The sequence below is a fragment of the Streptomyces sp. NPDC093591 genome (genome assembly GCF_044764885.1).
Lineage (GTDB): Bacteria > Actinomycetota > Actinomycetes > Streptomycetales > Streptomycetaceae > Streptomyces.
On the sequence record NZ_JBIWIY010000013.1, the window covers coordinates 289,459 to 307,971 of the forward strand.

The window sequence follows — 18,513 nt, forward strand, 5'->3', positions numbered from 1 at the left end:
CTTGGCCAAGAGTCGCTTTCACGGTCGTACTCCTTGTGCGGCGGCGGTCAGCGGCCGGGTGTGACGGGCGCCAGCCACATGCCTACGACGGCGTCGGCGAGGCCGGTGGCGGCGTCATCCCAGGTGGCCCGAGGGGTGGGGGTGTTCTCGGCGAGGGCGCGCTCACGCTCGGCGGCCACGTGGACGATCAGGTGGCGGACCATCTCGCCGCGTTCGGCGCGGACCTCGGCGGGGAGGTCGGGCAGGCACCGGTTCAGCCCCTCGATGATCTCCTGGAGCGCCGGGGAGACGAGGGCCTCCTCAACCATGATCCGGTGCAGGGCCGGATCGGCGACGACCTGGGCGCAGAACCGCGCGTACCAGGTGGGGCTGCCGAGTGCGGCGAGGTGTTCGAGCACCGGGCGGACCAGGCAGTCCACCCAGCCGCGCAGGTCGTCCGGGTCCGCGAGGCCGGCGACCAGGCGGGCGCGGATGTCCTCGATGCGCGTGGCGTGCCGCCGGACGATGGCGCGGACCAGGTCGGTCTTGGTGCCGAAGTGGTAGCCGACCGCGGTGTTGTTGCCCTGCCCCGCGGCCTCGCTGACCTGGCGGTTGGACACCGCGTACACGCCGTGTTCGGCGAAGAGCCGCTCGGCCGCGGTCAGCAGCAGCTCCCGGGTCGCGTTGACCTGTTCCTCGCGCAAGGTCCTGCCTGCCATGATCACCACCGCACCGGGACTTCCCACACTCACGCGGCGGCCAGTCCCTCGAGCCGTCACGGGTTCGCACGCCTACAATCTAAGTCACGTGATTGAACGCGGGCCGTGCGGACGGGCCCTGCTCCCCCTCGGGGATGACCTTGCCCCTGGCGCGTACTGCGTTCCGAGTACCGGCGAATGTCGGCAGACGCACGATGACGTGCCGGGTTGTTCCCTGGACCCTGGCAGATGTCCGAGGCGGGAAGACCTCTCGTTCGTCAGCACCGCACCGCACCCGCACCCGCACCCGCACCCGCACCCGCACCCGCACCCGCACCCGACCGCTCCGGAACCGGAAGACCCCGCCCATGACCATCCGCGTACTGCTCGCCGACGACCAGGCCCTGCTGCGGGCCACCTTCCGGATCCTGATCGACTCCTGCGCGGACATGGAGGTGGTCGGCGAGGCCTCCGACGGCGCCGAGGCCCTCGATCTCGCCCGGGTCCACCACCCCGACCTGGTCCTGATGGACATCCGCATGCCCGGCACCGACGGACTGGCCGCCACGTCCGCGATCTGCGCGGATCCGGACCTCACGGCGGTGCGCGTGCTGATCCTCACCACGTTCGAGATCGACGAGTACGTCGCGCAGGCGCTGCGGGCCGGGGCGAGCGGCTTCCTCGGCAAGGACGTCACGGCGGACGTGCTCCTCGACGGCATCCGGACCGTGGCCGCCGGCGAGTCCCTGCTCTCCCCCAGCGCGACCCGCACGCTGATCACACGGTTCCTGGCCTCTCCCGCCGAGAGCTCGCAGTCCGCCGCGCCCGAGGACCTCGCCGCCCTCACCGCCCGGGAGCGGGAGGTCATGGCCTGGGTGGCCGAGGGCCACTCCAACGAGGAGATCGCCGAGAAGCTCTTCGTCAGCCCGCTGACCGTGCGCACCCACGTCCACCGTGCCATGACGAAACTGGGCGCCCGCGACCGGGCCCAACTCGTCGTCATGGCCTACCAGTCGGGTCTGGTGCGGGCCCTGCCGCCGAACGAGGACGGCTGACCGCCCCTGCGCTGTTCGGGGGACGGACGCCTCGGCCGCCGTTCAGGGGAAAACGACGGCGGGGGCGCGTGGCGGCGGACGGGACCGTCGACAACTGACCCGTGAGTCTGCCGCTGATCCCTCCCATGCTCGCCACGCCCGGCACCCTGCCGCCCGCCACGCAGGACGCGCGCTGGGCGTACGAGACGAAGCAGGACGGCCAGCGCGCGGTGATCTATCTGGAAGGCGACGGCAGCCTGCTGCTGCGCGCCCGTTCCGGCGAGGACATCACGGCCGCCTACCCCGAACTGGCGCCGCTGGGCGGAGCGCTCGGCACCACCCGCGCCGTACTGGACGGGGAGATTCTGGCGCTGGACGAACAGGGCCGCGCCGACTTCCAGTTGCTGCAGTCCCGCATGGGCCTGGCGCACGCTCCGGCACGGGCCGCGCGGATGGCGGCTCGGACCCCCGTCCACCTGGTCCTGTTCGACGTGATGCACCTGGCGGGCCGCTCGCTGCTCACGCTGCCCTACGCCCGGCGGCGCGGGCGGCTGGAGGAACTGGGCCTGAGCGGGCCGTTCTGGTCGACGCCGGGGGCGCTGGTCGGACACGGCGCCGAGGCCCTGCGGGCGACGCTGGAGCACGGTCTGGAGGGGCTCGTCTGCAAGCGGCTGGACTCGGTGTACGAGCCCGGGGTGCGCTCCCGCGCCTGGATCAAGATCCGCAACATGCGCACGGAGGACGTCATCGTCGGGGGCTGGCTGCCCGGCAAGGGACGGCTCACGGGCCTGCCGGGCGCGGTGCTGGTCGGACAGCGCGCGGCCGGACGTCTGCGGTACGTCGGCGGCGTGGGCACCGGCTGGAGCGAGGCCGAACGGACGCGGCTGGCCGATCTGTTGCGGGCGTCCGAGACGGACACCTGCCCCTTCGACCCCGCCCCACGCGTGCCCGGCGCGCACTGGGTGCTGCCCCGGCTGGTCGGCGAGGTCCGCTACAGCGTCCGCACCCGCTCCGGGATGCTGCGCCAGCCGTCCTGGCTGCGGCTCAGGCCGGACCTCGCGCCGGAGGACGCGGCGGCCGATCTGCCGGACGACGGCGTGTGACGCGACTTCGGCCCTCAAGTGCCCGGTCTGGCCACCGAGTTCGCCCCGCCCCCGACTGTTGCACTGATCGTTACCACCGGTACGTCCGTGACTCTTGGCACGGAAGTGAAAAGCCAGGATCCTGAACTGCCTTTCCCCCCACAGCCGTTCCGGCTGCGCCCGAACCAGGAGGAGGACGCAGTGTCGTCACAGACGTTCCGCACCCACCGCAGGAGATGGCTCACCGGTCTCGCCGGTGCCGCCGCCCTCGTCATCGCCTTCCCCGCCGTGGCCTTCGCGGCCCCGCCGTCGGCGCTGCCCGCCAACGCCGACACGGCCGAGAAGACGTACCAGCCGGCCTACGACTACGACACCGACGGCTGCTACTCCACCCCCGCCATCGGCCCGGACGGAACCGTCAACGGCGGTCTCAACCCGACCGGTTCGCTCAGCGGCGACTGCCGGGACGCCTCGGACCTCGACAACACCAACGGCTACTCCCGCTACAAGTGCAACAACGGCTGGTGCGCCTACATGTACGGCCTGTACTTCGAGAAGGACCAGGCCGTGGCGGGCAGCAGCATCGGCGGGCACCGGCACGACTGGGAGCACGTCGTGGTGTGGGTGCAGAACAACGCGGTGCAGTACGTCTCGACGTCCAACCACGGCTCGTTCACCATCAGCGCCGCGTCCTCGGTGCGCTTCGACGGCACGCACCCGAAGATCGTGTACCACAAGGACGGCATCAGCACGCACTGCTTCCGCCTGGCCAACTCGAACGACGAGCCGCCGGAGAACCACAAGGGCACCTGGCAGTACCCGCCGCTGGTCGGCTGGAACGGCTACCCGTCGGGCGTACGCGACAAGCTGGTCGCCTACAACTTCGGCAGCGCCAACTTCGGCCTGAAGGACGCCAACTTCACGAACCATCTGGCGTCGGCGAAGCCGTCCGGCATCGCGTTCGACCCGTACGCCTGATCAACCCCGTCGGGCCGGCGAAACCTACGTCGATCGTCCGCCCGTGACGAAGACAGGGCTTTCCTGGCGCAGGCACACGACCGCCCCCACGGTCGCCAACGCCAGGAAAGCACCCATGACCAGCGCCATCGGTGCGGCGCTGCGCGTGCCGAACAGGCCGATGAGCGGGGAAGCGGCCGCGCCGAAGGTGAACTGTGCCGCGCCCAGCAGTGCGGACGTCGCTCCCGGGGCGTCCCGTCCGCGGCTCTGCCCCACGGTGGTCAGGGACGGGAAGAGGAACCCGAAGGACGAGACCGACACCAGCAGGCACAGCCACGTGGCCCACAGGCCACCACCTCCCCCGGAGGTGAGGGTCAGCAGAACCAGTTGGCCCGCCAGCCCGGCCGCCGCGCCGACGGCCATCAGTGTTTCCGGCCGGTGCCGACGGGCCAACCGCCCGTAGAGCAGGGAGGCGCCCAGACTGCCGAGCGCGTTCACTCCGTAGACGAGGCTGCTCATCGCGGGTGACAGATGCAGCAGGTCGTGCAGGACGAAGGTCGCCCCGGCGATGTAGGCGAAGGTGGCCGCCCCGGTGCAGCCCATCGTCAGTACCGGTACGAGCACGCCCGGGCGCACCGCCACCGCCCCGGTGGCCCGCAGCGCCCCGCCCGCTCCGCCTTCCGTGCGCCGTCCACGGGGGAGTGACTCCGGCACGCCCCGTGCGATGCCCAGCATCAGGGCGACCCCGGCGAGCGCCAGGACGACGAACACGAACCGCCACGGTGCCACGGCCAGCAGGCCCCCGCCCAGCACCGGTGCCAGCACTGGCCCCAGCGCCCCGATACCCGACAAGGCCGCGTACACCCGGGACAGTTCGGGGCCGTGGAACAGGTCGACGACCACGGCCCGCCCCACCACGATGCCGGCTGCCCCCGCCACCCCCTGCCCGAAACGCAGTACGGTCATCGCCTCGATCGTCGGCGCGAACGCGCATCCCAGGCTGAACACGGCGAACGTGAACGTGCCCAGCAGGAGTACGGGCCGTCGGCCGACCATGTCACTCATCGGTCCCAGGACGAGCTGCCCGACGATGACGCCCAGCAAGAACGCCGTGAGGGTCAGCTGCGTTCCCGCGCTCGACGCCCCCAGCGAACGCGCCATGTCCGGCAGTCCGGGCACATACATGTCCGTCGCCAACGGACTGGCCGCCCCGAGACCTGCCAGGACCGTCAGCAGAAGCCAGTTCGACGCCGGTGACCGGTCCTCGGCCGACCGGTGTTCCTGCCCCGGCCATGCGTCCCGCGTGCTCACAGGGGACCCGCCGTGCCGCGCGGTGCCACCTGGCCCCCGCCTTCTTCCCGCTCCGCGAACCCGGCCTCCGCTGCGGCCAGTTGTTGCATGAGCCGGCCCGCCAGTAGCAGCAACCCGCGCTCGGCGGGCGACATGTGGCGCGTGAGTGCCGTGGCCAGCCAGGCATTGCCGTCCCGCACATGCTCACGCAGCGCCTGCTCACCCGCCGCCGTCAGCGCGATGTCCTGACGGCGCCTGTCGGCGGCGCTCCGGGTCCGCGTCACCCTGCCCTGGTGCTCGAGATCCTGGAGCACCCGGGTCAGCGACTGAGCTTGCACCCCCTCGATAGCCGCCAGTTCACTGACCGACAGGGGGCCGTCGTGCTTGAGGTGGGACAGCAGCGAGGCGGACAGCCTGGGCAGCGGCTGCGCACTTCCCGGGTGCTCCGCCCGTAACCGGGAGGCCAGTCGTGAGATGCCCCACCGGAGCTCTTCGGCGGTGTGGAGGTCCTCGTCAGTCACATCCATGATGACATGCTAAAGCTTGGTAGATGGCAGATGGAGTGCCGATTCACGCCACAAAACACCAAGCTTTTCCTTTCCTTCCGGGTCCCCGTCGACGAGGGCCTCACCCAGGGCCGTTCGCCCGTACAGCACGTAGTGGCCCTGACGCCGGGACTCCAGCAGGCCGGCCTCCCGCAGGACCGAGAGGTGGGCCGACACGGTGGAGGGAGCCAGGCCGTGACGGCGGGCCAGGTCCGTCGTCGAGGACGGGGTGGTCAAATCGGCGAGGAGGGCGGCGCGCTGGTGCCCCAGCAGCCGGGCGAGTGCCCCGGCCGGGCGCGGTGCGGGGGCGGTGTGCAGGCGGCCCATGCCTCGGGCGGGGTAGATGACGGTCGGCTGCCAGGGCCGGGCGAAGCCGCTGACCACGTCCGGCCACACGAACACGCTCGGCATGAGCAACACCCCTCTGCCGTCGGGGGTCTGGGCGCCCGGCACATCGCCGTACTCGCGCAGTGTGAGGGTGTGGCCCGCCCAGTCGACAGCTGGATGGAGCCCGGTGAGCAGCCCGTCGAGACCGGCGTCCGCCGCCCTGCGCGAGCGGTGCGCGATGTCCGCCTCCAAAACGGCGCGGTGGCGCGGCCAGTCCGGTGCGAGCAGGGCGTGCCAGGCCTGTTCAGTGAGGTCGGCCAGGCGCCGTACGGTGACGGCCGGGTCGTCGAGCGCGGCGCGCCCCTGGGGTGACTCGGCGAGTCCCGGGGTGCACTCGAGCGAGCGGGTCATCTCCGCGTGGGCCAGGCCGGGGTCGGTGGCACGCATCCGCGCCAACTCGTCCTCGATGGAGGGATACGGCTCCTGCGGCGGCGGGCCCAGGAAGTCCGGGGTGTAGCCGCCGGGCGGTGGGATGAACAGCCACAGCGGTGCCAGGTCGAGGCCGGCGACCGTACGGCGCATACGGCGCAACCAGCCCTGGTGGTAGCCGTGCCGGGCGGGCCGGCGGAGCAGGCGCAGCGCCTCGTGGGTCTGGCACAGCGGCGAGATCGCGAACCGGCAGCGCGTGAGGTCGTCGGTGCCGAGGTGCAGGGCGAACGGCATGGCGACCCCCGTCGTGAGCAGCGATTCGTCCGGATCGAAAGCCTCGCACCGGCCGGATGATTCGTCCTGGACCGAAAGAGTAGAGGCGCCCGCCGCCGACCGGCACGCTTGCCCCGGCTCCCCCTCGCGGAAAGGCGGATGCATGGGCAGGGTACGTCCGGCGCCCTGGCGGCGTGCCACCGTCGTCGCGGCGCTGATGCTGGCGGCGTTCACGTTCAACACCACCGAGAACCTGCCGGTCGGCCTGCTCGCGCTCATGGCGGACGACCTGCGGGTCTCCTTGCCGGCCGTGGGCGCCCTGGTGACCGGGTACGGCCTGACCGTGGCCGTCGTGTCGCTGCCCCTCGCCCATGCCACCCGGTCCCTGCCACGCCGGTATCTGCTCGCGGGGCTGCTGGGACTGCTCGCCGTGGCCAGTGGGGTGTCGGCGCTGGGAGGCGTGTCGTACGGGCTGCTGCTCGCGGCACGGGTGGCGACGGCGATGGCGCAGGCGTTGTTCTGGTCGGTGATGGGGCCGGTCGCGGTCGGGCTGTTTCCGCCCGAGCGCCGGGGGCGGATCATCGGGCTGCTGTCCGTCGGCGGTTCCCTGGCGACGGTGGCCGGGGTGCCTGCCGGGACCTGGCTGGGCGGGCACACCGGCTGGCGAACGCCCTTCGCGCTGCTCGGGATACTCGCGCTCGTCTCGCTCGTGACCATCGGCGTCCTGCTGCCCTCGTCCCGCCCGGAGGACGGCCACTCCGCGTACGGGGCCACCCCCGACCGGCGCGGGTTCTACGTCGTGCTGACCGTGACCGCCCTGTCGGTGACCGGCTTCTTCGCCGGGTTCACCTACGTCGTCGCCTTCCTCGACGAGGTGAGCGGACTGGGCGAGGACGCGGTGAGCGGCGTGCTGTTCGCGTTCGGCGGGGCGGCGCTGGCCGGGGTCGCCGTGGCGGGGCCGCTCCTCGACCGCTTTCCGCGGGCCACCCTGGCCGTGCCGGTGGCGGCCCAGGCGGTGGCGCTGCTCGGCCTCCACGCGACGGGCCACGTCCTGGCGGCGAGCGTCGTGCTGATCATGCTGCTCGGCGCCTCGGTCGCGACCACCTTCATGGCATCGCAGAGCAGGGTTCTCCAGGTGGCGCCCGGACGCACGGAGACCGCCCTCGCGGCCAACTCGGCCGCCTACAACGTGGGCATCGCCGCCGGTGCGCTGCTCGGGGGCGTGCTGCTGCCGGTGGTCGGGGTGCGCGGCACGTTCCTGGTCGGGGGGCTGCTGACGGCGGTGGCGCTGGCGGTGCTGGTCCGGCCGGTGCGGGCGGGTGTCGAGGGCGGGGCGGGCGGCGAGGGCCGGGCGGGAATGGGGCGGTCCCGTACGGACGCGGGGTGGTGACGGTCTATCGTGTCCGCATGTCCGTCCCTGAACTGATCCGTATCGTCTCCCGTGACTCGCCCATGGCGCTCGCCCAAGTGGAGCGTGTCCGCGCCGAGTTGGCGGTCCTCCACCCCGGTGTGCGCACCGAGGTCGTGCCCGTGAAGACGACCGGCGACAAGTGGATGGGCGATCTGTCCCAGGTCGAGGGCAAGGGGGCGTTCACCAAGGAGGTGGACGCCGCGCTGCTGGCGGGCGAGGCCGATCTCGCCGTGCACTGCGTCAAGGACATCCCCGCCGACCGGCCGCTGCCCGCGGGCACGACGTTCGCCGCGTTCCTGAAGCGGGACGACGTCCGGGACGCCCTCATCCATCCCGAGGGCCTCACGCTGGACGAGCTGCCGGCGGGGACCCGGATCGGCACCTCCTCGGTGCGCCGCGTCGCCCAGCTGGCCGCCACCCACCCGCACCTGCAGTGCGTGCCGTTCCGCGGCAACGCCAACCGGCGGCTGGAGAAGCTGGCCGCCGGCGAGGCGGACGCGCTGCTGCTGGCGGTGGCCGGCCTCGAGCGCATCGGCCGCCCCGACGTGATCAGCGAGATCCTCTCCCCCGAGGTGATGATGCCGCCGATCGGCGCGGGCATCCTCGCGCTGCAGTGCCGGGAGGGCGACACCGAGCTCATCGACGCGGTCAGCGGCCTCGGTGACCCGGACACCTATCGGGAGGCCACCGCCGAGCGCATGTTCCTGCATGTCCTGCAGGGGCACTGCAACAGCCCGATCGCCGGGTACGCGCGCGTGGACCGGGGCGGCGAACTGTCCCTGCGGGCCTGTGTGTTCACTCCGGACGGCAAGACGCGGCTGAACGCCCACGAGTGGGCCGGCCGCCTCGACCCGGCCACTCTCGGTACGTCGGTGGCGGTCGCGCTGCTGCGTCAGGGGGCACGGGAGATCATCGACGGCATCCCCCACTGAGGCCTCGGGCCCGGAGGGCGTTCCCGCGTCGGACGACGCTTTCCCCCGCCGGAACGCGACGCGTCAGGCGGTGCCCTCTTCGGCCTGCTCCCGCAGGAAGTTGCTCACCTGGAGCGCGAGGCCGTCGCGCAGGGTGGCGGTGTGGGCGCCGACGGAGTTCTCCTGCAGCCCGAGGCCGCCGGTCCACAGCCGGCGGTCGGCCCACTCCTCCTCGACGCGCAGCTGGATCTGCACATCGACCTGGCTCAGGCTCGCTTCCGGACCCGCCGCGTACAGCACGGCGGTGGCCCGGCGCAGCGGATAGACGTCGAAGCCCTCGATGAACTGCGAGTTGCGCCAGTCGATGAACGCCGCCTCGCCGTCACGGCCGATCCGCACGTCGATCTGGCCGTCCTCGAGGTGGATGCCGAGGTGCCGCTCGCCGCGGTTCTCGACGGTGACGCGGAGCCTGAAGTACGTCAGGCCCTCGGCGGCGTCGTCCCGTCCGCGCGGCGGCTCGGCGGCTTCCAGGCGGTGGACGCGGACACGCAGACCGGCATGCTCGTCGTACTCGTGCCAGTCCCCGACCACGTTCGGCTCGTACACAGTCCACCTCTCGACCTCAGAGAGCTGCTTCCTATCTTTGCGCCGTGTGCACTGTCAAATGAGCAGAATGCGCGGTGGCCTGCCCATTCGCCCCCTTGATCACCGATCAAGCCGTGGGCAGGAAGAATCCGCTTTCTGGGCCGACGGCCGGGTTCGGGCACGTGCCGCACATCACGTTGGACACCAAGATCAGCGAGCCAGCCGGCCCAGCAGCGAGGAGGCCGCGGCGATGCCGAGCGCGGCGGCCACCAGCAGGACGGCGAAGTCGAGCGCGAGGTGGGCCGGGGTGCCGAGGAGGAGGCCGCGCAGGGCGTCGACCTGGTAGCTGAGCGGGTTGGCCTTGCTGACCGCCTGGAGCCAGCCCGGCATGACGGACAGCGGGTAGAGGGCGTTGGAGCCGAAGAACAGCGGCATGGTGATGGCCTGTCCGAAGCCCATCAGCCGGTCGCGGCTGAGGACGATGCCGGCGATGGTCATCGACAGGCAGGAGAAGAACGCCGATCCGAGGACGACGACCGCGGCGACGCCGAGCAGCTTCAGCGGGTTCCAGGTCAGCGCGACGCCGAGCAGCGCGGCGATGACGATCACGACGACGGCCTGGACCAGGGACTTCACCCCGGCCGCGAACGCCTTGCCGGTGATCAGGGCCGAGCGCGGGGTCGGGGTGACGAGGAGTTTGTTGAGGACGCCGGCGTCGCGTTCCCAGATGATCTGGATGCCGTAGAAGATGGCGATGAACATCGCGGACTGGGCGATGATGCCGGGGGCCAGATAGTCGATGTAAGGGACGCCCTCGCTGGGAATGGCCCTGAGCCGGGTGAAGGTCTGGCCGAAGATCAGCAGCCAGAGGGCGGGCTGGACCGCGCGGGTGTAGAGCTCGGTGCGGTCGTGGCGCAGTTTCTGCAGTTCCACGGCGCACATCGCCGCGACGCGGGCGGGCAGCAGTCGCCAGCCGGGGCGGGGGTCGGGCGGCCGCAGCAGCAGGTCGATGCCGTGGGCGGGGTCCCGGTCAGCCGACGCGGCGGGCGGTGCGGCGGGTGCTTCGGACATCGCGGAAGTCTCCTGAACTCTCGTCGAGTCCGCTGCCGGCGATGTCGCGGAAGACGTCCTCCAGCGTGGGCAGCGGGTCGGTGTCGGCCGCCCCCGCGGCACGTCGGCGGGCGCCGAGCCCTTCCCTGAGCTCGGCCGGCGTGCCGAGGGCCCGGATGCGGCCGTGGTGCATCAGGCCGACCCGGTCGCAGTACTGGTCGGCCTCGTCCATGTAGTGGGTGGTGACCAGGACCGTCATGCCGGTGGCGGCGCGGACGGCGCCGATGTGCTCCCACACTCCGGTGCGGGCGATCGGGTCGAGGCCGATGGTGGGTTCGTCGAGGATCAGCAGGCGGGGCGCGCTGACCAGGGCCTGGGCGAGTTCGAGGCGGCGGACCATACCGCCGGAGTAGGTGCCGGCGAGCCGGTCGGCGGCGTCGGTGAGGCCGACGGCGGCCAGCGCCTGGCCGACCCGTTCGGCGCGTTCACGGCGGGGCACGTCGAAGACGCGGGCGAACAGGGCGACGTTCTCGCGGCCGGTGAGGCTCGCGTCGGCGGACAGCTGCTGCGGGACGTAGCCGAGCAGGCGCCGCACCGCCATACGGTCGTCCGCGGCGTCGTACCCGAAGACGCGGACCATGCCGGCGGGCACCGGCAGGAGGGTGGTCATGCAGCGGATGGCCGTGGTCTTTCCGGCGCCGTTGGGGCCGAGCAGTCCGAAGACCTCGCCCTGCCGCACCGTCAGGTCGAGTCCGTCCACCGCGTTGGTCTCACCGAAGGCATAGGCGAGCCCGGTGCAGATCACCGCTTCGGCGACTTCTCGGGTCATGCTCCCTCCGTCTCCTCGCGCAGTGTGCCGGCCAGTCGGCGCAGCGCCGGGATCGCCGCGAGCAGGGTCTCCCGGTCCGCCTCGTCGAGGCCGGACACCTGGCGTCGTACGAGATCGGCGCGCCGCTTGCGCCACTCGCCGAGCCGGGCCTCGGCCGCGGGGGTGGGCAGCAGTCGGGCGGCGCGCCGGTCGGCCGGGTCCGTCGCGCGGACCAGATAGCCCTGTCGGGCCAGCTGGTTGACCAGTGTCGACACCGAATTGCCCGCCAGATACAGCTCCTTGGCCGCCTCCGAGATCCCGATGCCGGGCCGCTCCACTACCAGCCGCAACAGCTCCACCTCGGCACCGCGCAGCTGCGGGGCGGGCATCTCCCGCCGCAGTCTGCGCCGGATCAGCCGCTGGACCGCGACGAGCGCGTCGGCCAGCTCCTCCGGGAAGTTCTCCTGCGTCATGTCACGAGATTAGCTCTGTAACAGAGGTAATGGACCAAGGGTGGGCAATGGGGACGCCGTTTCTCCGCAAACACAGAGTCATGCGACGGCGACACGAAGTGGCATTCACGAAATTTGTTTCAGATTCCGTTTCAGGGGGGAATTCACCCATATGTGCTTCGGACAGGAGGCACGTCCGTGGGAAGCCGGCCCACCGGGCCCCGGGATGTCCTCCTGAGGTCCGACTCCGCGCCTCCCACGGTGTCTGTCCAGTCAGCACCTGCTGAGGAGGTGCGCACGGATGAGTGCCACCACCAGAACGAAGCAGCATCCGCACGACGACGCCCCTGACACCGCGGAAGCGTTCGACCGGCTCGTGGGAATGCCGGACGGGCCGGAACGCAAGGCGCTCAGGGACGATCTGGTTCAGGCCTGGTTGCCCATGGCCGAGCGGATCGCCGTCCGGTTCAAGGGGCGCGGTGAATCCCTGGAGGATCTGTACCAGGTGGCCGCCCTGGGACTGGTGAAGGCCGTCGACCACTACGACCCGGCACGCGGCCACGCCTTCGAGGCGTACGCGGTGCCCACCATCACCGGCGAGATCAAGCGGCACTTCCGCGACCACATGTGGACGCTGCACGTGCCGCGCCGGGTCCAGGACCTGCGCAACCGGGTGCGCAGCTCCGCGAAGGAGCTGTCGCAGCGGACGCCGGGACGCGTGCCCACCGTGTCGGAGATCGCCGAACACGCGCATCTGACCGAGGCCGAGGTGCGCACCGGCATGGAGGCCCTGGAGTGCTTCTCCGCGCTGTCGCTGGAGGCGGAGATGCCCGGCACGGACGGTTACGCGCTGGGCGACGCGCTCGGCGGCCCCGATCCGGCGTACGACGTCGTCGTCGACCGGGTGACCGTCAGCCCGTGCCTGCAGCGGCTTCCGGAGCGTGAGCGGACCATCCTCTACCTCCGCTTCTTCGGCGGGATGACGCAGAGCCGCATCGCACAGCAGCTCGGCATCTCGCAGATGCACGTCTCCCGGCTGCTGAGCGGCTGCTTCGCCCATTTGCGCGACGAAATGCTCGTAGAAGCCCGTTGAACCCGAAGGGATGCGTTACTCCTGAGCCGATCCCGGAATCTGCGTCGGGCCACGACGTTCGAGGGCCTCTTCGAGCTCGACGCTGATTTCGGGCGGCATCTCGCCGTCCCGGCCCCAGCCGAGGATCAGTTCCGCGACCTGGCGGAGCTTGATGTTCGTGTGCTGGGAGACGTCCTTCAGTACGGCCCACCCCTGCTCCGGCGACACCCGGCCGAGTGCGACGACCATGCCGATCGCCTGGTCCACGACGGCGTGCGAGACGACCGCCTCCTTGAGCTGGTCGACTTCCTCTTGCAGCTCGAGGATCCGGTCGGTCTCGTCTGCGGGCTCGTGCGGTACCGGTGCCACGCCTCCATCCTCGCCGCTTCGTCCACCGTGTGCCAGTGAAGCGGAGCGCCGTCCTCGGCCGTTTCGGCGCCACGCCGGGGGTAACTCGACAGGCCCCGGAACGGATCCGGCTGGACACTGGGAGGAGACCGGTGGCCGCCGGTCGCGCGAGGACCAGGACGCGACTGCCATGAACGACGATGCGAGAAACGCCGCGGGCACGACCGATGTCGTGTCCACACACTCCGTGTTCGGGGCACCCTGCTGGGTGAGCCTGACCAGCCGCGATCTCGAGGCCACCCACGAGTTCTACTCGGCCGTGCTGGGCTGGCGCTGGCGGCCCGCCAAGCTCGGTGACCGCTTCTGGGTGGCGCTGGCCGACGGGATTCCGGTGGCCGGGGTCGCGGCGGTCGCCACCATGTGGCAGATGGCCGTCGCCTGGACGCCGTACTTCGCCGTGCCGAGCGCGGACGAGGCCGTGGCGCGCGTACAGGAGCGGGGCGGCACCTCGGCGGTCGGGCCGCTCTCCCTGCCGCCCGGACGTGCGGCGCTGCTGGCCGACCGGGACGGCGCGACCTTCGGCGTCTGGGAGGGCGAGCTGCACTCCAGCTGGGAGACCTGGCGCCGCGCGGCGCCCACCTTCATCCGCCTGCACACCCGCGACGCCTTCGACGCCGCCATGTTCTACGGCGAGGTCCTGGACTGGGCGACGGAGCGGCCGGGGTGCTGCGAGGTCCGCTACGAGGGCGGGGAGGTCGTGCTGCGCAGCGGCGGCGACGTCGTGGCGCGGATCGAGTCGGGAGCGCTGGAGGCGGCGCCGGATCCGACGATCCGGCCGCACTGGCAGGTGCACTTCGCGGTGGCCGACGTGGCGGGGTGTGCGCGGGCGGCGGAGCTGCATGGGGGCAGCGTGCTGTCGAAGGGGAGCGAGGAGGCTGTGCTGCGTGATCCTGACGGGGCGCAGTTCACGGTGACGTCGCGGCGGGCGCGGTAGCCGTTGTGTGTCGGGTGCGGCGCCGTTGTGGTTGTTCGCGCAGTTCCCCGCGCCCCTTTCAGGGCGTTGCACGCGACGGTCTCGAGAGGAGCAGTAGGCTGCGGCGCTCGACCAGGACGCGCGTGCCTGCCTTGTGTTCCGACTCGTCCGGGGGGCCCTGTGGTTCGGCTGTGTCGATCAAGGTCGTCCAGCGGTCGCCGTAGGTGGCGTCCGGGAGCTGGAACTCCATCGGCTCCCAGTAGCTGTTGAGCAGCAGCAGGAAAGAGTCGTCGACCACGGGGCGGCCGCACCAGTCGGGTTCGGCGATGGCGTCGCCGTTGAGGAAGGCGGCGACCGAGTGGGCGTCGGAGCGCTGCCAGTCCTCGTCGGTCATCTCGCGGCCGTCGGGAAGCAGCCACACCAGGTCGGGCAGCGGCTGTTCGGGGTGGGTCGGCGTCTCTCCCCGGAAGAAGCGGCGGCGGCGCAGGACGGGGTGGGCGGCGCGCAGCGCGATGACGTAGCGGGTGAAGCCGGCGAGGTCGCGCTGGTCGTCGGTGAGCCGCCAGTCGATCCAGGAGACCTCGTTGTCCTGGCAGTAGGCGTTGTTGTTGCCGCGCTGGGTGCGGCCGAGTTCGTCGCCGTGGCCAAGCATGGGGATGCCCTGCGAGAGCAGCAGCGTGGCGATGAAGTTGCGCTGTTGGCGGGCGCGCAGCGCCAGGACGGCCGGGTCGCGGGTCTCGCCCTCGGCGCCGCAGTTCCAGGACCGGTTGTGGCTCTCGCCGTCCCGGTTGCCCTCGCCGTTGGCCTCGTTGTGCTTGTCGTTGTAGGAGACGAGGTCGCGCAGGGTGAACCCGTCGTGAGCGGTCACGAAGTTGACGCTGGCGCGCGGTCGGCGCCGGCTGTGCGCGTACAGGTCGGAGGAGCCGGTCAGCCGGGAGGCGAACTCGCCGAGCGAGCCGGGCTCGCCGCGCCAGAAGTCCCGTACGGCGTCGCGGTACTTGCCGTTCCACTCCGACCACAGGGGCGGGAAGTTGCCCACCTGGTAGCCGCCCTCCCCCACGTCCCACGGCTCGGCGATCAGCTTGACCCTGCTGATGACCGGGTCCTGCTGGATGAGGTCGAAGAACGCCGAGAGGCGGTCCACTTCGTGGAACTGACGGGCCAGGGTGGCCGCGAGGTCGAAGCGGAAGCCGTCGACGTGCATCTCGGTCACCCAGTAGCGCAGCGAGTCCATGATCAGCTGAAGGACGTACGGGTGGCGCATCAGCAGGCTGTTGCCGGTGCCGGTGGTGTCGTAGTAGTGCGCCCAGTCGCCGTCGACCAGGCGGTAGTACGAGGCGTTGTCGATGCCGCGGAAGGAGAGGGTGGGGCCGCGCTCGTTGCCCTCGGCGGTGTGGTTGTAGACCACGTCGAGGATCACTTCGAGGCCGGCCGCGTGCAGTGCCTTCACCATCGACTTGAACTCGTCGACCTGCTGACCGCGGGTGCCATGGGCGGCGTAGTCGTTGTGCGGCGCGAAGAAGCCGATCGTGTTGTAGCCCCAGTAGTTGGACAGGCCCCGGTCGAGCAGCACGCCGTCCTGGACGTACTGGTGGACCGGCATCAGCTCGACGGCGGTCACCCCGAGGTCCGTCAGGTGCTCGACGACCGCGGGGTGCGCGAGGCCCGCGTAGGTGCCGCGCAGTTCCGGCGGGACGTCGGGGTGGGTGCGGGTCAGGCCCCGTACGTGCGCCTCGTAGATGACGGTGTCGGCGTAGGGCCGCCCCAGCGGGCGGTCGCCGCCCCAGTCGAAGTGCGGGTCGGTCACCACGCCGAGCATGGTGTGCCCGGCGCTGTCGGCGGGCGACGGGGCGCCCGGGGTGCGTTCGAAGAGGGAGGCGTGGTTGTCCACCTGGCCGTCCACCGCCCGGCTGTACGGGTCGAGCAGCAGCTTCGCCGGGTTGCACCGGTGGCCGAGGCCGGGGTCCCAGGGGCCGTGGACGCGGTAGCCGTAGCGCTGTCCGGGTCCGACGCCGGGCAGATAGCCGTGCCATACGAAGCCGTCGACCTCGGTCAGCTCCACGACGCTGTGCCGGTCCTTGTCGTCGACGAGGACGAGCTCGACGCGTTCGGCGACCTCGCTGAAGAGGGCGAAGTTCGTGCCCTGTCCGTCGAAGACGGCTCCCAGGGGGTAGGGGTGCCCGCTCCAGGCCGGCACCCCTTTGCCGCGTCGTCGCACGGTCACCGGGCCTCCTCCAGGACGACGTCCCGGGTGCCCGCCGCGTCGGCAACGGCGGTGACGGGCACCTCGCGGGGTACCTGGAGGGCCTCCCGCAGGTGCGGAGCGGGCGCCGTGGGTACGAGCGGGGCGCGTTCGCCGGCGCGGGCGCGCTGCGAGAACCAGATGATCTTGCTGCCGGTCTCGGTGGCACAGCAGCCCCAGCCGTCGCTCATCGCGGCGAGGTGCCGCAGGCAGGCGCGCAGTTCGTGGTCCGGACGCAGGGCGCGGTCGTTGTCGCCGATGGCGGTGATGAGGTGCTGGCCGTTCCACCACATCTCGATGGAGGTGTTCTTGTCCTTCGCGTGCTCGTCGATGGCCCGCAGCAGCATCTCCGTGCCGTGGCGGACGGGTTCGACAAGCGTCTCCAGGTCCCAGTACCGGAGGTGAGCGGCCAGAATTCGGCTGACCTGTCCCACCCGTTCGGGGCTGACTTCCACGTCGAGGTGGTAGTAGCAGGGCACTGCGGTCTTCACCGTCGTTACCTCCTCACCGCGAAAGCTCCCGCTCTCCTCGTCCCTGCGGGACGGGCCCCGAGCACGGAGCGTGAGCGCTGATCGCTTCTGAGTCACTCCAGGGTGGGGTTGGTACGCCATTCGTGCAACAGGAGCAGACACATGAGGTAGTTGAAGGACCAACAAGACGCTGAGTCGTCAACCGTGCACCATGTGTGAAGACCTCGATGCCCGTAACGGAACCCGTGTGTGTGCGCGCACGGGTTCCGCCCGACGGTCGGGAGACGCGTCATCGAGCAGCCCGGAAGGTGAACGGCGCCATGCTGCTACCGGCCAAAGCCGAAGTCGCTCGGCAACTGCGGCGTTATCGGGCCTGGGAGCGCGCCATGCTCGCGGCCCCTGCCGACCACACGGTGCGCGCCACCTTCGAGGACGCCGGCTACACCCTGTGTGTGCTGATGGGCAAGCGCTGCGCGCGCGAGGCCGCGGACGCGGCGGAACGCTATCTGCGCATCACCCTGGCGGCCTACCTCCGGGAGCAGGACGAGCGGCCCCGCTTGAGCGCCACCACCCGCCGGGGCCCATCAAGATCACGGCGGTGGCGTTTCGTTGCCGGGAAGTAGAGAACTTCCGGCGCAGCTTCGACCCCCGGCCGGGCCTGGTGCCCGGCCTCGAGCACGGCGGAGGTGAACCATGGGCAGGACCAAGACGAAGACCCGGGCCAGGACCGGGACGATCGGCCGCATCCCGGTACGGGACGTAAAGCCGGCCGTGGAGTGCGGCAGGCATCCGGCGAAGGCGGTCGTGGGAGAGACCTTCGAGGTCACCGCCACCGTGTTCCGCGAGGGTCATGACGCCGTGGCCGCCAATGTGGTACTGACCGATCCCGACGGCCGTTCCGGCCCGTGGACGCCGATGCACGAGCTGGCCCCGGGCAGCGACCGTTGGGGCGCCAAGGTGACGCCGCCGTCGATGGGCCACTGGACCTTCCGGGTGGAGGCCTGGAGCGACCCGGTGGCCACGTGGCGCCACACCGCCCGGATCAAGGTTCCGGCCGGGATCGACGTCGGGCTCGTCCTGGAGGAGGGCGGCGAGCTGTACGAGCGTGCGGCCGCCGCGGTGCCCGACGAGGCGGGACGGGCGACCGTGCTGGCCGCCGCGGAGGCGTTGCGGGACGACTCGCTGCCGCCCGCGTCACGGCTGGAGGCGGCGTTCGCGGCGAACGTGGATGCGGTGTTGGGGCGGTATCCGTTGCGGGATCTGGTCACCGCGTCGGATCCGCTGCCGCTGCTGGTGGAGCGCGAGCGCGCCCTGTACGGCTCCTGGTACGAGTTCTTCCCCCGCTCCGAGGGCACCCCGCAGCAGCCCCACGGCACCTTCCGCACCGCCGCCCGCCGCCTCCCGGCGATCGCCGCGATGGGCTTCGACGTCGTCTACCTGCCGCCCGTCCACCCCATCGGCACCACCTTCCGCAAGGGCCCGAACAACACCCTCTCCGCCGGCCCCGACGACCCCGGTGTCCCCTGGGCGATCGGCTCCCCCGAGGGCGGCCACGACGCGATCCACCCCGACCTGGG

General features: G+C 71.4%; 20 protein-coding genes. 9 read left to right on the top strand and 11 right to left on the bottom strand.

Translation table 11 applies throughout. The features are described from left to right. Positions 1–47: 47 nt before the first annotated feature. On the bottom strand, positions 48–698 hold the full coding sequence (locus tag ACIREI_RS27465) for a TetR/AcrR family transcriptional regulator (RefSeq protein ID WP_403337952.1): 651 nt from the start codon (positions 696–698) through the stop codon (positions 48–50). Positions 699–1,045: 347 nt separating this feature from the next. Between ACIREI_RS27465 and ACIREI_RS27470 the strand changes: the two genes are divergently transcribed. From ACIREI_RS27470 to ACIREI_RS27480, 3 genes are all read left to right on the top strand, one after another. Next, the gene (locus ACIREI_RS27470; RefSeq protein ID WP_403337955.1) at positions 1,046–1,732 is read left to right on the top strand and encodes a response regulator; all 687 of its coding nucleotides are present in this window, start codon (positions 1,046–1,048) and stop codon (positions 1,730–1,732) included. A 101-nt stretch (positions 1,733–1,833) separates the two neighbouring features. Beyond that, positions 1,834–2,814 (top strand): ATP-dependent DNA ligase, encoded by a 981-nt coding sequence (locus ACIREI_RS27475; RefSeq protein ID WP_403337958.1) that lies wholly within the window; start codon positions 1,834–1,836, stop codon positions 2,812–2,814. Between the two features lie 180 nt (positions 2,815–2,994). Continuing rightward, on the top strand, positions 2,995–3,771 hold the full coding sequence (locus ACIREI_RS27480; RefSeq protein WP_403337961.1) for an NPP1 family protein: 777 nt from the start codon (positions 2,995–2,997) through the stop codon (positions 3,769–3,771). 24 nt (positions 3,772–3,795) lie between these two features. Here the strand turns inward: ACIREI_RS27480 and ACIREI_RS27485 are convergent, their stop codons facing one another. Genes ACIREI_RS27485 through ACIREI_RS27495 form a run of 3 tightly spaced genes read right to left on the bottom strand, consistent with a single transcriptional unit; the run spans position 3,796 to position 6,635 of the window. Beyond that, a complete protein-coding gene (locus ACIREI_RS27485; RefSeq protein ID WP_403337962.1) occupies positions 3,796–5,061 on the bottom strand; it encodes a multidrug effflux MFS transporter in 1,266 nt (421 codons plus the stop codon). Continuing rightward, entirely contained in the window at positions 5,058–5,567 is a 510-nt protein-coding gene (locus ACIREI_RS27490) for a MarR family winged helix-turn-helix transcriptional regulator (protein ID WP_403337965.1), read from the bottom strand. Before ACIREI_RS27490 ends, ACIREI_RS27485 begins: the two co-directional genes overlap by 4 nt. A gap of 9 nt (positions 5,568–5,576) precedes the next feature. Continuing rightward, positions 5,577–6,635, bottom strand: a complete 1,059-nt coding sequence (locus ACIREI_RS27495; protein ID WP_403337968.1) for a DUF5937 family protein — start codon at positions 6,633–6,635, stop codon at positions 5,577–5,579. A gap of 142 nt (positions 6,636–6,777) precedes the next feature. Here ACIREI_RS27495 and ACIREI_RS27500 point away from each other — a divergent pair, with 142 nt between their 5' ends. After that, positions 6,778–8,004 carry an MFS transporter gene (locus ACIREI_RS27500; RefSeq protein WP_403337971.1) on the top strand — a complete coding sequence of 409 codons (1,227 nt, stop codon included), beginning with the start codon at positions 6,778–6,780 and terminating at the stop codon, positions 8,002–8,004. Between the two features lie 17 nt (positions 8,005–8,021). Beyond that, on the top strand, positions 8,022–8,957 hold the full coding sequence (hemC, locus tag ACIREI_RS27505) for a hydroxymethylbilane synthase (RefSeq protein ID WP_403337974.1): 936 nt from the start codon (positions 8,022–8,024) through the stop codon (positions 8,955–8,957). A 63-nt stretch (positions 8,958–9,020) separates the two neighbouring features. Here hemC and ACIREI_RS27510 read toward each other — a convergent pair whose 3' ends face one another. From ACIREI_RS27510 to ACIREI_RS27525, 4 genes are all read right to left on the bottom strand, one after another. Beyond that, positions 9,021–9,542, bottom strand: coding sequence for a hypothetical protein (locus tag ACIREI_RS27510; RefSeq protein WP_403337977.1), 522 nt, complete (start codon positions 9,540–9,542; stop codon positions 9,021–9,023). 189 nt (positions 9,543–9,731) lie between these two features. Next, positions 9,732–10,592 carry an ABC transporter permease gene (locus ACIREI_RS27515; protein ID WP_403337980.1) on the bottom strand — a complete coding sequence of 287 codons (861 nt, stop codon included), beginning with the start codon at positions 10,590–10,592 and terminating at the stop codon, positions 9,732–9,734. Continuing rightward, positions 10,552–11,400: an ABC transporter ATP-binding protein gene (locus tag ACIREI_RS27520; protein ID WP_403337983.1), complete on the bottom strand. Its 849-nt coding sequence runs from the start codon at positions 11,398–11,400 to the stop codon at positions 10,552–10,554. The genes ACIREI_RS27515 and ACIREI_RS27520 overlap by 41 nt, the downstream gene beginning before the upstream one ends. After that, a complete protein-coding gene (locus ACIREI_RS27525) occupies positions 11,397–11,852 on the bottom strand; it encodes a MarR family winged helix-turn-helix transcriptional regulator (protein ID WP_403337985.1) in 456 nt (151 codons plus the stop codon). Before ACIREI_RS27525 ends, ACIREI_RS27520 begins: the two co-directional genes overlap by 4 nt. A 280-nt stretch (positions 11,853–12,132) precedes the next feature. Between ACIREI_RS27525 and ACIREI_RS27530 the strand changes: the two genes are divergently transcribed. Then, on the top strand, positions 12,133–12,924 hold the full coding sequence (locus tag ACIREI_RS27530; protein WP_403337988.1) for a SigB/SigF/SigG family RNA polymerase sigma factor: 792 nt from the start codon (positions 12,133–12,135) through the stop codon (positions 12,922–12,924). Between the two features lie 15 nt (positions 12,925–12,939). Here the strand turns inward: ACIREI_RS27530 and ACIREI_RS27535 are convergent, their stop codons facing one another. After that, entirely contained in the window at positions 12,940–13,272 is a 333-nt protein-coding gene (locus ACIREI_RS27535) for an ANTAR domain-containing protein (protein WP_403337990.1), read from the bottom strand. 169 nt (positions 13,273–13,441) lie between these two features. Here ACIREI_RS27535 and ACIREI_RS27540 point away from each other — a divergent pair, with 169 nt between their 5' ends. Further along, positions 13,442–14,245 (top strand): VOC family protein, encoded by an 804-nt coding sequence (locus ACIREI_RS27540; RefSeq protein WP_403337993.1) that lies wholly within the window; start codon positions 13,442–13,444, stop codon positions 14,243–14,245. A 58-nt stretch (positions 14,246–14,303) separates the two neighbouring features. Here the strand turns inward: ACIREI_RS27540 and glgX are convergent, their stop codons facing one another. Both glgX and ACIREI_RS27550 read right to left on the bottom strand, forming a co-directional pair. Continuing rightward, positions 14,304–16,448 (bottom strand): glycogen debranching protein GlgX, encoded by a 2,145-nt coding sequence (gene glgX, locus ACIREI_RS27545; protein ID WP_403337995.1) that lies wholly within the window; start codon positions 16,446–16,448, stop codon positions 14,304–14,306. After that, entirely contained in the window at positions 16,445–16,957 is a 513-nt protein-coding gene (locus ACIREI_RS27550) for a pep a2 (protein ID WP_403337998.1), read from the bottom strand. The genes glgX and ACIREI_RS27550 overlap by 4 nt, the downstream gene beginning before the upstream one ends. Positions 16,958–17,256: 299 nt before the next feature. Here ACIREI_RS27550 and ACIREI_RS27555 point away from each other — a divergent pair, with 299 nt between their 5' ends. Next, on the top strand, positions 17,257–17,559 hold the full coding sequence (locus ACIREI_RS27555; RefSeq protein ID WP_403338001.1) for a DUF5133 domain-containing protein: 303 nt from the start codon (positions 17,257–17,259) through the stop codon (positions 17,557–17,559). A 70-nt stretch (positions 17,560–17,629) separates the two neighbouring features. Further along, a partial coding sequence (locus ACIREI_RS27560) for a maltotransferase domain-containing protein (RefSeq protein WP_403338004.1) occupies positions 17,630–18,513 on the top strand: 884 nt, incomplete at its 3' end.

Bases quoted from the DNA above. Each gene is read 5' to 3' on its own strand.
- ACIREI_RS27530 (WP_403337988.1), top strand. From the start codon at position 12,133: ATGAGTGCCACCACCAGAACGAAGCAGCATCCGCACGACGACGCCCCT.
- ACIREI_RS27515 (WP_403337980.1), bottom strand. From the start codon at position 10,592: ATGTCCGAAGCACCCGCCGCACCGCCCGCCGCGTCGGCTGACCGGGAC.
- ACIREI_RS27495 (WP_403337968.1), bottom strand. From the start codon at position 6,635: ATGCCGTTCGCCCTGCACCTCGGCACCGACGACCTCACGCGCTGCCGG.
- ACIREI_RS27490 (WP_403337965.1), bottom strand. From the start codon at position 5,567: ATGGATGTGACTGACGAGGACCTCCACACCGCCGAAGAGCTCCGGTGG.
- ACIREI_RS27525 (WP_403337985.1), bottom strand. From the start codon at position 11,852: ATGACGCAGGAGAACTTCCCGGAGGAGCTGGCCGACGCGCTCGTCGCG.
- ACIREI_RS27465 (WP_403337952.1), bottom strand. From the start codon at position 698: ATGGCAGGCAGGACCTTGCGCGAGGAACAGGTCAACGCGACCCGGGAG.
- ACIREI_RS27540 (WP_403337993.1), top strand. From the start codon at position 13,442: ATGAACGACGATGCGAGAAACGCCGCGGGCACGACCGATGTCGTGTCC.
- ACIREI_RS27555 (WP_403338001.1), top strand. From the start codon at position 17,257: ATGCTGCTACCGGCCAAAGCCGAAGTCGCTCGGCAACTGCGGCGTTAT.
- ACIREI_RS27520 (WP_403337983.1), bottom strand. From the start codon at position 11,400: ATGACCCGAGAAGTCGCCGAAGCGGTGATCTGCACCGGGCTCGCCTAT.
- ACIREI_RS27470 (WP_403337955.1), top strand. From the start codon at position 1,046: ATGACCATCCGCGTACTGCTCGCCGACGACCAGGCCCTGCTGCGGGCC.
- hemC (WP_403337974.1), top strand. From the start codon at position 8,022: ATGTCCGTCCCTGAACTGATCCGTATCGTCTCCCGTGACTCGCCCATG.
- ACIREI_RS27500 (WP_403337971.1), top strand. From the start codon at position 6,778: ATGGGCAGGGTACGTCCGGCGCCCTGGCGGCGTGCCACCGTCGTCGCG.